At 68.4% G+C, this 12332-nt stretch carries 16 protein-coding genes and 1 pseudogene; 8 read left to right on the top strand and 9 right to left on the bottom strand.

The annotated features are described in order from the left end of the window. Positions 1-802, top strand: an 802-nt coding sequence (locus D7V93_RS25410; RefSeq protein ID WP_208723145.1) for a cupin domain-containing protein, incomplete at its 5' end; no start/stop codon positions are given. 42 nt (positions 803-844) lie between these two features. Here the strand turns inward: D7V93_RS25410 and D7V93_RS25405 are convergent. After that, positions 845-1396 carry a TetR/AcrR family transcriptional regulator gene (locus tag D7V93_RS25405; RefSeq protein WP_120645858.1) on the bottom strand — a complete coding sequence of 184 codons (552 nt, stop codon included), beginning with the start codon at positions 1394-1396 and terminating at the stop codon, positions 845-847. 105 nt (positions 1397-1501) lie between these two features. Here D7V93_RS25405 and D7V93_RS25400 point away from each other — a divergent pair, with 105 nt between their 5' ends. Next, positions 1502-2416: an NmrA family NAD(P)-binding protein gene (locus tag D7V93_RS25400; protein WP_120645857.1), complete on the top strand. Its 915-nt coding sequence runs from the start codon at positions 1502-1504 to the stop codon at positions 2414-2416. 8 nt (positions 2417-2424) lie between these two features. Here the strand turns inward: D7V93_RS25400 and D7V93_RS46855 are convergent, their stop codons facing one another. From D7V93_RS46855 to D7V93_RS25385, 3 genes and pseudogenes are all read right to left on the bottom strand, one after another. After that, entirely contained in the window at positions 2425-2766 is a 342-nt protein-coding gene (locus D7V93_RS46855; protein ID WP_372338347.1) for a DUF1801 domain-containing protein, read from the bottom strand. A 66-nt stretch (positions 2767-2832) separates the two neighbouring features. Continuing rightward, positions 2833-3222, bottom strand: a pseudogene (locus D7V93_RS46850) (DUF1801 domain-containing protein); the annotation flags it as partial. Positions 3223-3435: 213 nt separating this feature from the next. Then, positions 3436-3750: an ArsR/SmtB family transcription factor gene (locus tag D7V93_RS25385; protein ID WP_244237505.1), complete on the bottom strand. Its 315-nt coding sequence runs from the start codon at positions 3748-3750 to the stop codon at positions 3436-3438. Positions 3751-3982: 232 nt separating this feature from the next. Here D7V93_RS25385 and D7V93_RS25380 point away from each other — a divergent pair, with 232 nt between their 5' ends. After that, the gene (locus D7V93_RS25380; RefSeq protein ID WP_120645854.1) at positions 3983-4828 is read left to right on the top strand and encodes an OmpA/MotB family protein; all 846 of its coding nucleotides are present in this window, start codon (positions 3983-3985) and stop codon (positions 4826-4828) included. Positions 4829-4843: 15 nt separating this feature from the next. On the opposite strand, the gene D7V93_RS25375 is transcribed toward D7V93_RS25380, so the two are convergent. From D7V93_RS25375 to D7V93_RS25365, 3 genes are all read right to left on the bottom strand, one after another. After that, positions 4844-5689 carry an SDR family oxidoreductase gene (locus D7V93_RS25375; RefSeq protein WP_120645853.1) on the bottom strand — a complete coding sequence of 282 codons (846 nt, stop codon included), beginning with the start codon at positions 5687-5689 and terminating at the stop codon, positions 4844-4846. A 98-nt stretch (positions 5690-5787) separates the two neighbouring features. Then, entirely contained in the window at positions 5788-6417 is a 630-nt protein-coding gene (locus tag D7V93_RS25370; RefSeq protein ID WP_120645852.1) for a TetR/AcrR family transcriptional regulator, read from the bottom strand. Between the two features lie 78 nt (positions 6418-6495). Then, positions 6496-7299: an NAD(P)H-dependent oxidoreductase gene (locus D7V93_RS25365; RefSeq protein WP_120645851.1), complete on the bottom strand. Its 804-nt coding sequence runs from the start codon at positions 7297-7299 to the stop codon at positions 6496-6498. Between the two features lie 104 nt (positions 7300-7403). Between D7V93_RS25365 and D7V93_RS25360 the strand changes: the two genes are divergently transcribed. The 3 genes from D7V93_RS25360 to D7V93_RS25350 all read left to right on the top strand — a co-directional run bounded on the left by D7V93_RS25360 (position 7404) and on the right by D7V93_RS25350 (position 10178). Then, entirely contained in the window at positions 7404-7739 is a 336-nt protein-coding gene (locus D7V93_RS25360) for a winged helix-turn-helix transcriptional regulator (protein WP_120645850.1), read from the top strand. A gap of 151 nt (positions 7740-7890) precedes the next feature. After that, the gene (locus tag D7V93_RS25355; RefSeq protein ID WP_147451313.1) at positions 7891-8838 is read left to right on the top strand and encodes a hypothetical protein; all 948 of its coding nucleotides are present in this window, start codon (positions 7891-7893) and stop codon (positions 8836-8838) included. Continuing rightward, complete coding sequence (locus tag D7V93_RS25350) at positions 8835-10178, top strand: hypothetical protein (RefSeq protein ID WP_147451312.1); 1344 nt, start codon at positions 8835-8837, stop codon at positions 10176-10178. The genes D7V93_RS25355 and D7V93_RS25350 overlap by 4 nt, the downstream gene beginning before the upstream one ends. 56 nt (positions 10179-10234) lie before the next feature. Here the strand turns inward: D7V93_RS25350 and trxA are convergent, their stop codons facing one another. Further along, positions 10235-10627 carry a thioredoxin gene (gene trxA / locus D7V93_RS25345; RefSeq protein WP_120645847.1) on the bottom strand — a complete coding sequence of 131 codons (393 nt, stop codon included), beginning with the start codon at positions 10625-10627 and terminating at the stop codon, positions 10235-10237. Between the two features lie 150 nt (positions 10628-10777). On the opposite strand from trxA, the gene D7V93_RS25340 reads away from it, so the two are divergent. Beyond that, the gene (locus tag D7V93_RS25340; RefSeq protein ID WP_120645846.1) at positions 10778-11233 is read left to right on the top strand and encodes an OsmC family protein; all 456 of its coding nucleotides are present in this window, start codon (positions 10778-10780) and stop codon (positions 11231-11233) included. Here the strand turns inward: D7V93_RS25340 and D7V93_RS25335 are convergent. Then, positions 11223-11432 carry a nuclear transport factor 2-like protein gene (locus D7V93_RS25335; protein WP_120645845.1) on the bottom strand — a complete coding sequence of 70 codons (210 nt, stop codon included), beginning with the start codon at positions 11430-11432 and terminating at the stop codon, positions 11223-11225. The two genes, D7V93_RS25340 and D7V93_RS25335, sit on opposite strands and share 11 nt — an antisense overlap. A 139-nt stretch (positions 11433-11571) precedes the next feature. Between D7V93_RS25335 and D7V93_RS25330 the strand changes: the two genes are divergently transcribed. Beyond that, the gene (locus D7V93_RS25330) at positions 11572-12129 is read left to right on the top strand and encodes a biotin transporter BioY (RefSeq protein WP_504739583.1); all 558 of its coding nucleotides are present in this window, start codon (positions 11572-11574) and stop codon (positions 12127-12129) included. The last annotated feature ends 203 nt before the right edge of the window (positions 12130-12332 follow it).

The following is a 12332-nucleotide window of genomic DNA, read 5'->3' as shown; positions in this document are numbered from 1 at the left end:
ACCCTGCCCTCCCCTCACCGGGCACGTCACCCATCTCAAGGAAAGCAGCATGTCTCAAGGTGCGACACGACGAGAGGTCCTCCTCCAAGCACTGACGGGCTATGCCCTGGTCCGAACGCTCCTGTGGCAGGACGCGCTCGCCGGCCCGGTGAAGCAGGAGGCCCAGGCGTGGCTCTCCCGCACCCATCAACTCTGTGCGGACGTGCGGGACCGGAAGCTCGCACCACGGGAATGGCAGCGGCAGGTCGAGGCACTCTTTCACCGGGTCCCACTCTCCGAGCTGCTCCGGGCCATCGACGCCGACCGGCTGAAGCCGGGCCTCGAGTTGCCGGATGACCGAGCCGGAGCGATGCCCGCGCCGTTGCCCAGAATCGAGGGGCTACCGCGCGTGTTTGGCACGAAGCTCTTCGGACTGGCACAAGGCCGGGCTGTCGTGCCTCACGGGCATCAAAACATGGTGTCCATGCACGTCGTGCTCGCCGGAGAGTTCCACCTGCGCCACTTCGAACGGGTCGAGAGCCAGCCCGAGCACCTGGTGCTGCGTCCGAGCATCGACCGCGTGTCCGGGCCTGGAGATCTCTCGAGCATCTCGGACCCGCACGACAACGTGCATTGGCTGGTGGCCACGAAGGGCCCCGCCTACACCTTCGACCTCATCGTCGACCGGCTCGACCCGGCGCTCGGCTTCGCCTGGAGGCTCGACTACGTGGACGTTGACGGAGCAGAGCCCCTGGCGGGAGGGCTGCTGCGCGCACGCCGAATCGAATTCGAGGAGGCCCTCCGCCGCTACGGGAAGACTTGATCCGCGCCCAGCGGAGGCCAAGAGGAGGCACTCTCGCCGCGTTCACGGCCGCAAGCCGGTGAGCGCGAGGCGCAGCACCCGGCGCGCGGTGAGCGGATCGTCTTCGTTCGCGACGGCGATCGCGTTCGCCAGCATCATCAGGTCCTTCGTCGTGGCGCTGGCGTGAATCGCGCCCACCGATGACGCCCGTGCCACCAGAACGTTCAACACGTCGAGCAGCATGTCGGTGCAGCAGAGCTCTTCGGCCGAGAGGCCATCCGGGCCCGTCAGCAGCGCAGCGGCAAGCCCGCGGTGGGTCGCGGTGTAGACCGTCACTTCCTCGAGCCAGGCCGACAGCTCTGCGGCGGGATCCTTGCCCGGTTGCGCGGCGGCCCTCGCACAGAGCTGCGCGACGCCCTCTCGGAAGACCGCCTCCAACAGCGCCTGCCGCGACGGGAAGTGCCGGTGCAGGGTCGCCGAGCCGACCCCCGCCCGCCGCGCGATCTCCTCGAGCGACGCCTGCGCGCCATCCCTGCCGACCAGCTCCGCGGCGGCCGCGACAATCTGCTCCCGGTTGCGTCGCCCGTCCGCTCGCAATGGCTTCACATGATCCACGGCGCTCTTCTACTCACCAGAACCTTCCTTGACAAACGGGGTCCCCCTCCGTATCTCATCACGAAACTAAACGGTGGGGTCCACCACTTATAAGAGGAGCGCCCCATGAGCAGCACCGATTCCGTTCTCGTCACGGCCGCTACAGGGCGCCAGGGCGGCGCCACCGCCCGGGCGCTGCTGGCCGAAGGCAGCACATCGGTGCGCGTGATGGTGCGCAATCCGGAGGCGCCAAACGCCAGGGCCCTCGCGGCGGCTGGCGCCGAGGTGGTCGTCGGGGACCTCGACGATCCGGCGTCGTTGCGCGCCGCCTGCGCCGGGGCGCGGGCGGTCTTCTCGATGCAGTCACCGATCCTCTCCGAGACCGGTGTCGACTTCAGCAAGGAGCGCCAGCAAGGGAGGAACCTCGTCGAGGCCGCGCTTGCCGAGGGCGTCGGGACGTTCGTGCACACCGCGACGTCCGGCGTCGGCGACCACCGCACTGTCGAGGGCTGGGCGGAGGGGCGCTGGAAGTCGCATGAGGAGTACTGGGAGAACAAGCTCGCCACCTGCGACCTCGTCCGCAGCGCGGGCTTCAAGCACTGGACCCTCCTCCTGCCCGCCACCTTCATGGATCAGCCGATGTTGGATCCCGCCGGCTTCGTCGAAGGGCACCGGTTGCTCACGGTGATAAGGACCGACCGGCCCATCGCGCTGATCGCGCCGGAGGACATTGGCAAGGCGGCCGCGGCGGCCATCAATGACCCCGCGACGTTCCACGGGGTGACGCTGCAGCTCGCGGGTGACCTGCTCACGCTTCCCCAGGTCGCGGAGATCCTCTCGCGCCTCGACGGCAAGGAGTACACAGTCCAGTCCGGTACGGTCGAGGAGGCCGTCGCGGCCGGCCTGCATCCCGGCGTGGCGCGAGGCCTGACGTACATGAACGTCGCCCCGGTCCTGGCGCGGCCCGAGCTCGCGCGGTCCTACGGCCTCTCGCCCATGAGCTTCGAGGCCTGGGCGCGCCAGCGTCGCGAGACGACCTGACCGCCGCCCTACGGGACCCAGCCGGGCAACGCGGCCGCCTGCTTCACCCACTTCGCCATCTGCGCCTCGTCGAGCGGGTCGTCTTCGCGGATGTCGTAGTAACGCGTGTCCTGGGTCTTGCTGGGGCCGGGAGGGACCGGTCGCAGCGACGTGCCGCGGAAGAAGGTCACCTTCACGTAGTTCGTGAAGGCGTGCATCCCCATGAACCAGCCCTGGCCTTCAATGCCGTAGAACGGCGTGTTCCACTTCACGGCCTTCCGCACCCCAGGCACGTTCCGCACGATGAGCGCGTCGAGCCAGCTCCCGACGTCGCGCTTCCAGCCCGGCAACGCGTCGATGTACGCCTGCACCGGGGCGTCGCCGTCGGCCTTTGCGATCCGCGGATTGCCGCCGGAGAGGAGCTTCACCGGCTTCGCCTTGCTCGCAGCGGGCCGGGCCTTCGCCGACGGCCCATTCAGGGCCACCGCGGCCTTCACGAGCGCCTTGAACGCGCGCGCGTCGACCTTCTCCCCTTCGTGGATGTCGATGGCCCTTCGCGCGTTGCCTTCCAGGCTGGAATTGAAGAGGCCCGATGGATCCGGGAGCTTGGCGCCTTTGAGGAACGTGAGCTTCACGACCGTCTTGTAGGACTCTCCGGTGCAGACAATCCCGTGGTGCGACCAGACCGGAGTGCCCATCCACTTCCACTCCTCGGTCATCTCGGGATCGGCCTCCAGGATCAGCGCCCGCATGCGGGCCAGGGTCTCCCCGCGCCAATCCCCCAGGTCGAGGATGCGCTGGTCGATGAGCCGGGAAGCGGACTCCATCGGCTTGTCCTTGCTCGCACCGGACCGGGCCTTGGTGCCTGTCTTTGGCTGGGATTTCTTGGCCACCTTGCGTGGCTTGCTTGCTTGCGACGTGGCCTTCGTCATGCGGCCTCCAGAGCTGGCCATCCTACGCCACCGTCTTCGGCGAATGATGCAGATCGAATTCGAATGCAATGGACTCGGTTTGCGATGGGGCGGTCTTGTCGAGGGGCTTCATTCGTCCATTTTCTCCAGCAGTTCTTCAAGGCGGTCGACGCGCTCCGTCCAGAAGGCGCGGTAGTGCGCGATCCAGTCGATGAGCGGCTTCATCCCGCGCGGCTCCACCCGGTAGTAGACACAGCGCCCTTCGCGCCGGCCGTTCACCAGGCCAGCGTCCTTCAATGCGGCGAGGTGCTGCGAGACCGCCGGCTGGGAGATGGCGAAGCGCGCCGTGAGGTCCTTCACCGCCGCTTCGCCACGCGTGAGCGACTCGAAGATTGCCCGGCGGCTGGGGTCCGCCAGCGCCTGGAAGATCTTGTCTTCGGCCACGACCGCTCTCTGCATTCACGACAAATAAGTCGCCACTTATTGGTTGTCAAGCGCGCGGATAGACGGCGTAGATGGGTCGCAGCACCGCGGGCTTCGGTCCGGTCGGCGTGTAGATGCGCCCTGGGTGCAACAATGCACCTCCAGATACCTACACGCACCCGGGTCGCCTTGCGGTGCACCCGGGGGATGTCACTAGCGTGGCCTCCTTCCATTCCCCACCGGAGGTCGCGACATGGAAACGGAACGCGGAAGGGCCTGGGTGCCCTGGTTGGTGACGGCGCTGGTGGCGGTGCTCGCGGGCTTCGTGCTGTATCTGTCGCATCGCAGCACGAGCCTCGCTGATGCGGCGGCCACGGCGGCGGCCACCCGGGCCAGCGACGCCGAGGCCGCGAAACAATTGCTTGAGACGAAGCTCGCCGCGCTGGAGGCCGAGCGCGCGAAGCTGTCCACGGAGAAGGACCAGCTCAACACCGAAAAGGAGCAGCTCAGCCAGACGGTGCAGGAGCAGGAGGCGGAGCTGGCCCGGCTCAAGGCCACCTTCGAGGACCTCCAGGACAAGATGAAGAAGGAGATCGCCGAGGGCGCCATCCGCCTGACGCAGAACGGGGGCCGCCTCCAGGTGGACCTCGTCGACAAGGTCATCTTCGATTCGGGTGACGCCAGCATCAGCGCGCGCGGCCAGGAGGTCCTCACCCGCCTGGGCGGCGTGCTGTCCAAGGTGGACGACAAGCTCATCCAGGTGTCGGGACACACCGACGACTCCCCTCCCTCGCAGAAGCTCCAGGCCACCTTCCCCACCAACTGGGAACTGTCCGTCGCGCGCGCCGTCAATGTGGTGCGCTTCCTCCAGGACAAGGGCGGCGTGCCCGCGAAGCGCATGCTCGCGGCCGGCTACGGCGACACGCGGCCCCTGGCGGCCAATGCCTCGCCGCAGGGTCGCGCCCGCAACCGTCGCATCGAGCTGCTGTTGATTCCGGAGCTGGCCGCCCGGCGCAACACCGTCCTCGCGAAGTCGACCTCCGCGAAGCCGACCGCCGCGAAGCCCGCCGTCATGAAGAAGGCCAAGGGCGGCAAGTAGGCGCGAGCAGCCCGCTCAAGCGAACGCGGCCCGGTGCTCCTGGCACCACGCCTCGAAGGTCTGTGCGGGCCGGCCGGTGATGCGCTCGACCTCCGCGGTCCGGGTCGTTCCATTTCCGGACCGGACCGCGGTCCACAGCTCCATCAAGCCTTCGACCATCCACTCGGGGGCGCCGGACTTGCGGACGTTCTCCCCCGCCGCCGTGACGGGCACGTCCGTGCACTTGATGGGCCTGCCGAGGACGCCGGCCAGGATGCGCACCTGGTCATGCGCGCTCAGCAACTCCGGGCCGGTCAGCTCGTAGATCTGGCCCTCATGGCCGGGCGTGGTGAGCGCCACGGCGGCAACCGCCGCGATGTCCTTGGGAGCGATGGGGGCCACCTTGCCGTCCGCCGTCGGGGTGAAGACCGTCCCCTGCGTGCGGATGGGCGTGCTCCATTGCAGCGCGTTGGACATGAACGAGCCGGGCCGCAGGAACGTCCAGGCCATGCCCGACGCCTCGATGAGGCGCTCCTTCTCGCGGTGACGCCGGCCCATGGCGCTGTTGCCGTTGGTGCCCAACGACGAGACCTTCACCACCTGTTGGACACCGGCCCGCCGTGCCTCCTCGATGAGCATCGGGTCCGCCGCGTCGCCCTCCCCGGTCAGCAGCGAGACCATGAACAGGCGCTCGACGCCCTGAACCGCGCGCTGCACGGTGGCGCGGTCTCCCAGGTTGCCGATGATCCGCTCGATGCGCGCATCCAGGTGCGCGGCCTTCCGCTCGTCACGGGTGACGATGCGAAGGGGCACCCCCTCCGGCGACAGCCACGTGACCAGCTCCTTGCCAATGTTTCCCGTCGCTCCAGTGATGAGGATCATCTCGCGCTCCCTGCTGTGTGTCCTGCGTGGGACCTCATAATTGACTGCTCACTCATTAACCAGACGCGACAGGGGCTCCAGCCCTGGCACATCGGGTCTCAACGCTTGGAGGGGCGCTCGGGCGCCAGTCCGCTCCAGAGGGCGTGGACGACGCCGCGGACATACGCCTGCTGCGAAGCGGGCTGCTTGCGCGCCTTGTCGAGCATCACCTGGAGGAACGTGTGGTGCCACAGGGCACCGATGAAGGCCTGCGCGACGATGTCGAAGTCGCCCTCGCGAACCCGTCCGAGTCGGGCCTCGGCGGCCAGGTAGTCCGCCACCTTCCGGGTCCGCTTCGCGGCACGCTCCGAGGCGCCAACGATGGGGTGCTGCGCGCGGGCGGCGGGCTCGGGCTCCTGGCGGTTGCTCCAGGCCATCATCGTCGTGGGAATGAAGCGGGAGAACCCGTCCATCAGGTGCGTGCCCAGCTCCACCAGCGTGTCCTCGACGCTGCCCTTCCCCACGCGCGCATCCAGGTCGATGGGCAGCAGGTGCTCGGGGTCTCCCTGGGGCGTCATCGCCGCGCGGAAGAGCGCCTCCTTGGTCTTGAAGCGCTTGAAGAGGATGCCCGGGGAGACCCGCGCTCGCGCGGCGATCTCCACGCTCGTCGCCCGCATGCCGCGCTCGAGGAACACCTCGCGCGCGGCCTTGAGGATGTCTTCGTCCTGGATGGTGACGGGTCGGGCCATGGTCGGTTATTGACTGGTCACTATCCTAACGACCGTCCATCGGTCCGTCAACGCGAACTGCGCCCGGAGCCATCCGCCTCAGCGCCGGACGTGGAGCCGGAGCCCGCTTGCGCGAGCGGCGCCATCGCCCAGACTGGCCTCTTCGAGCCCTGGCTTCAGCGTGAGCGCGGGGATGTCGTAGTCCCCACCGTTCTGCTTGCGATAGGCGATCGGCGCATCCGTCCACAGGTCGTCGAGCCGCCTGCCCAGCTCCTGCTGGACGCGCGCGAAGCGCGCTTCATCCATCCTCTCGACCTTGTAGAGGACGAACGGCGGCAGCACGTCGAACCCAGGGTAGTGCAGGATGCCGTGCGTGATGGGGAAGAGCAGGTCCCCTATCGGCCCGTTGATGCCGCGCTCGGCGTAGTGCGACTCCCAGCCTCCGGCGGTCACGATAAGCATGGCGCGCTTGCCCTGGAAGACGCCTTCGCCGTAGCGGTCGCCCCAATGGGTTTCGGAATGCTCACCGACGCCATACGCAAAGCCATAGGCGTAGACGCGCTCCACCCAGCCCTTGAGGATCGCGGGCATCGAAAACCACCACAGCGGGAACTGGAAGAGCACGGCGTCGGCCCAGCGGAGGTCGGCCTGCTGCGCGGCGATGTCCGGCGCCTGCGTGCCGGTGGTGTAGGCCTGTTGCGAGTCGGCGATGAGGTCGAGCCGACGGCTGCGATCACGCTCCAGGAAGTCGTCTCCATCGGCCGCGGGCTTCCAGCGCATCGCGTACAGGTCGGAGACGCGGACGTCGTGTCCGCGCTGGGTGAGCCGGTCGACAGTGAAGTTCTTGAGCGAACCGTTGAGGGATCGCGGTTCGGGGTGCGCGTAGACGATGAGGACGTTCATGGTTCTCCGGCCGGCATGGAGTCAGGCTGGAGGCAAACGTGCGCTCTTCATGCTATCGGTACAAGTACGCACATGTTTGGTAGGTAGTATCAAAAGGAGAACCAATGGGCGCACGGCGGCGGGTTGAAGGGAAGAGCGGCTGCTCCGTGGAGTCGGCGCTCGCGGTGATTGGCGGACGCTGGAAGGGCGTTGTGCTGTATTGGCTTTCGACGCGGACGCTCCGGTTCGGAGAGCTGCGAAAGCTGCTGCCCAACTGCACGCAGCGCATGCTGACGCTGCAACTGCGCGAGTTGGAGCAGGACGGCCTCGTCAAGCGCACGGTCTTCGCGGAAGTCCCGCCGCGCGTCGAGTACGAGCTCACGCCCTTCGGCAAGAGCCTCCAGCCCATCCTCCTCGGCCTGCGCGACTGGGGCGACCGCTATCGCAGCCGTCTGCCCTGACGCGGGGTCTCCCCGCCGAGCATTCGCGGCCAGAAAAACCAGGAATCAATTCAATACCAACTCACCCCGTTATTCGAACACATAGAGTGCGGCCAGACCCTCCCCTGGGGACGTTTGCAGGGGGAGCAGCCTTGATTTAGCCTCCCGCGAAATGCTGCGTGCGCGAGTCGTTCGATTGTTCGTGCTGGCGGCGATCCTCGCGGTGCCTGGAATTGCCCGCGCGCAGATCGTGGTCAGCCTTTATCCGGTCCAGGGAAAGCTCGACCCCAAGATCCGTGCTGACGCGGAGGGACTCATCGAGTCCGGGGTCCGTTCAAGTGACCGGCGGTGGGGAACGTTCGTCCTGCGCGGCCCCGTGCCGCTGAAGGCGTCGTGCGCGCCCAAGGCGACGACGGAGTGCCTGGCCGGGCTCGGGCGCGGGGGCGCCATCATCTACGCCGAGGCGGCGATGGACGACGGGCTGGTCTCCGTCACCCTGTCGCTCATCACTGCCCAGCAGCAGCGGACGAAGCCCGTCAACTTCCGCTTCAGCCCCGGGTTCCTGGACCTGCGGCCGGCGCACTACGCGGTCGAGCAGCTCGAGAAGGCCGCCACCGAGCTGAGGTCCACCCCGGTCGCGGATGGGGCGGCACCCGCCGAGCCCCAGGCCGAGGTCCGTCCCGTGCCTCCGCCGCAGGCCGTCGCGGACGCGCCGCAGTCCACCGGAGAAGTCGACCCGCTGTATGAGGCGGGCTCCGCGTCACGCGCCTCCGAGTCGCTCTACGACCAGCCCAGGCCCAGCTCGTCCGGGTGGATGCGGAAGACGGGCATCTACGCATCGATTGGCGGCGCGCTCGTGCTCGGCACCGGCGGGTTCTTCGGGCTGCGCAGCCGCAGCCTGAACAATGACCTCTCCAGCCGCTACACCGAGGGCCGCCTCGTGCCGGCGGACCGGCCGAAGTACGACCAGGTGAAGACCTACAACACGCTGGCGAACACCCTGATGATTGGTGGCGGCGTCGTCGCGCTCACGGGGCTCACCTTCTGGGGCCTGTCCACGGTGTCCTTCGATTCGGATGGCCAGGGCGGCGGAAACGTCTACGTGAGAGGGCGCTGGTGATGCGTTCGTTCGTGGTGTGGGGTGCGGTGCTGTTCCTCGCGTGTACGAGTACGCCCGAGGGGCTGTGCGAGAACGACTCGGGCTGCCTGCCGGGCCTGCGCTGCCAGGAAGGGATCTGCGCCGGGTGCGGCGGCGATGGCGATTGCCAGGCCTGGGAGGCCTGCTCGGCGAACCGGCGGTGCGAGCCGCGCGAGGGGATGTGCAGTAGCAACACGCAATGCCAGGCGTGGGAGGTCTGCGGAGCCGGCAACACCTGCGAGCTCGCTGAGGGCTCATGCCTGTCGGCGGCGGACTGCAAGGCCCACGAGGTCTGCAACGAAGCAACGCGGAAATGCGACCTCCAGCCGGGCCGGTGCAACACCTCCGACGACTGTGCCGGCGGGTCCCTCTGGGCGGCGACGTGCGCGCAGGACAACCAGTGCCAGTCCGTGCCGGTGGCCGGGAACGACGTGCTCATCTGGGGCACGCTCTCGGAGGGCGCCTGCTACGCCGACGCGATCTCCAGCGTCCTGACGCCCACGCGCGCACAGGTGGGCTTCGGCTGCTACTCCTCCGTGGATGACAATGCGGTGGTCTCGCCCAGCGGCCGCGTCCACTACATCGACGGGGAAAAGGACCCGGCACGGCTGAAGGTCTTCGTCCCGGACGCCTTCAAGGTCGAGGGGAGGACCCGCTCGTACCCTTCGGATGGAGCTGCGAACGACACCCAGCTTCCGACGCCGGGATGCAGCGCCACCCAGGACGTCGCGAGTTTCGTCATGCAGGCGGGCACCGGCGCCATTGCCTACAACTGCGGCGGTGTCGGGGGTGGCAACACGTATTACAACCTCCAGGGCGGAGTCGTGGCGTCCGGGCACCGGCTGATCGCGTGGAACGCCTCGGACCACCTGCTCGCCAGCGAGACCTCCTCCGACCTGGTGGTGCTGACCCCCACGCGGACGGTCGTCCCCGTCACGGGGCTGCCGGTCGACCGGACTTTCATCGACGCGCGCGCGCGCCCGACGGGCTTCCGGCTGGCCCTCTTCCGGTCCACCGACGTCCAGCAGCTGTGGCACATCGACCAGGAGGGCGTTGCGACGCTGGAGGGGACGTACGGTGCGTTCCCTGAGAACGTCTACGGCGGTGGGTACGGGGTGCTGGACTCCGCGGGAGCCCTCCACGTCGAGTCCTCACGGCGGGACAAGGTGTTCGTCGACGTCGTCGTCAGGCGGCCGGCCGACGGCTCTCCCGGCACCATCGTCTACTCCGAGGACTCCGCTCCGGCGTCGGTGAACTACGCGGCGAACTACGAGCAGCTCTTCAACTACATGCACATCTCGTATCTCTTCGCGGGTCCCTAACGCTTCATCCCGAGGCTGACAAGCGCCGCCAGGAGGCGGGAAGCCCTCCTTCGGCGTCAGGCCTGGGGTGAGCCGCCAGGCTGCTGCTGGGCCTCGCGATCCACGAGCTGCTTGCGCACGTCGTTCATGTCCAGCGCGCGGACCTGGCGCAGGAGATCCTCGAGCGCCGCCGCTGGCAGCGCCCCGGCCTGCTCGAAGAGCCTGATGCCGTCGCGGAAGACCATCAGCGTGGGGATGGAGCGGATCGCGAACACGCCGGAGAGCTCCGCTTCCCGGTCGGTGTCGATCTTCCCGAAGGTGATGTCCGGGTGCTTCTCGCTGGCCTGCTCGAAGACGGGAGCAAAGGTGCGACAGGGCGCGCACCAGGTCGCCCACCAGTCCAGGAGCACGATCCCTTCCTTCGACACGATGTCCTTGAAGTTGCCTTTGCCGATTTCGATGGTTGCCATGGCTGAGACTTGTGTCTCCCGAAAGGAGAGTGCCAGTCCCCCTCGCGGCTACCGTGCGACCTGGGGTCGTGGGCACAAGTGCCCGAGCGCCCGGCATGCCTGCCGCGTGACCTTCGAGACGCCGCGCTTCGACCTGACGTAGAACGGGCCATGGCCCATGCCCCCGACAGCGTGCTGCTCTCCTCCGCCACGGTGGAGAGCGGTGAAGGACTTGCTCAGCACATCCGCACCGGACACCACCAGTTCATCGCCGATGAACCGGCGGCGCGCGGTGGCGGGGATCTGGGCCCCGCGCCGTACCAGCTCCTCATGGGCTCGCTCGGCGCGTGCACGGCCATCACGCTCAAGATGTACGCGGAGCGAAAGAAGTGGGACCTGGGCAAGCTCGTCGTGCGCCTCAAGCTGATTCGCGAGCCCGCAGGGGAGCGCGTCGAGCGGGTCCTCGACTGCGCTGACACGGTGACGGCGGATCAGCGTGCCCGGCTGCTCGAAATCGCCGCGAAGACGCCCGTCACGCTGACGCTGTCACGCGCGCTGCACATCGACACGCGCTTCGCGTCCACCGAGCCCACCGAGCCCACCGAGCCCACTGGGACTACGGGTTGAAGAGCTTCGAGGCGTCGACGTACGCGTTGTACTCGGCCAGCTTGCCGCCCTCGAAGCGGGAGATGGTGGCCCAGGGCACGGTGAGCTTGCTGCCGTCCTTCTGGAGCGGATCGCCCAGGTGGAGGGAACGGTCAACGCGTCCCAGGGTGCCACCGGCGGGCTGCTGCTGAAGCTCGCACCCCAGCCGCGCGCCTTGCATCGGAGCCCGTCCTCGCTGAGCATCGGTCCGTGTCTCCACGCCCCTTCGCGTCGTCACGCGGCTCGCACTCCTCGCTGGTGGGTTCGCGTTGAGCGCGGGCGCCAGTCCTCCACCGCGCCGCGTCCTGGCCGACCTCTTCGTGCGCACACGCGCTCACGAAGTTGCGCTCGTGCTCGGCGCGGCGCTCTGCACCGCACTGCTCGCGCAGGTCGCCATCGCTGTGCCGGGCTCACCGGTGCCCATCACGGGACAGACGCTCGCGGTCGTCCTCACTGCCGCCGCGCTCGGGCCTGGACGGGGCATGGCCGGGCAGCTCGTCTATCTCCTGCTGGGAGCGGTGGGACTGCCGTTCTATGCGAAGGCGGCCAGCGGCTGGGGTTCGCTTGTCGGGCCGACCGGGGGCTACCTGGTGGCCTTCCTGCCCGTGGCCTGGCTCGTGGGCCTCGCGGCGCGCCACGGCCTCGACCGGCGGCCGTGGACGGCGGTGCCCGTCTTCCTCGGGGGCCAGCTCGTCGTCCTGGGCATCGGCATGGCCTGGCTCCGGGTGGCGGCCTCACTCGACGCCAGCACCGCTTTTCACAAGGGATTCCTCCCCTTCGTTCCAGGAGGGGTGCTCAAGGCCGCCATTGGCGGGGGGCTCACGTCCCTCGCCTGGCGGCTCGCACGGGCTCGCGCGTCCCGCTCCACGGCCCCGTGAAAGAAGCCATCGCGTCGACGTGCTGCCGCGCGGCCTCGATGTCCGCCGGGGTGATGGGCGAGCGCTTCACCAGCACCCTGGGCGCGCCCACACACACCTGCGCGGACTGGCGGCCCGTTCGCCGCACGGGGGTGCCCGTTCGCCGCATACCCGTCCCCACCGGCTGAACACTCCCCCCGGGCGGTCCTCACGCGGGCACGGTG

The organism is Corallococcus llansteffanensis (genome assembly GCF_003612055.1).
In the GTDB taxonomy this organism is placed as follows: domain Bacteria; phylum Myxococcota; class Myxococcia; order Myxococcales; family Myxococcaceae; genus Corallococcus; species Corallococcus llansteffanensis.
Note: the sequence above shows the minus strand (reverse complement) of the source record. Positions and strands in the feature narration are given on the sequence as shown.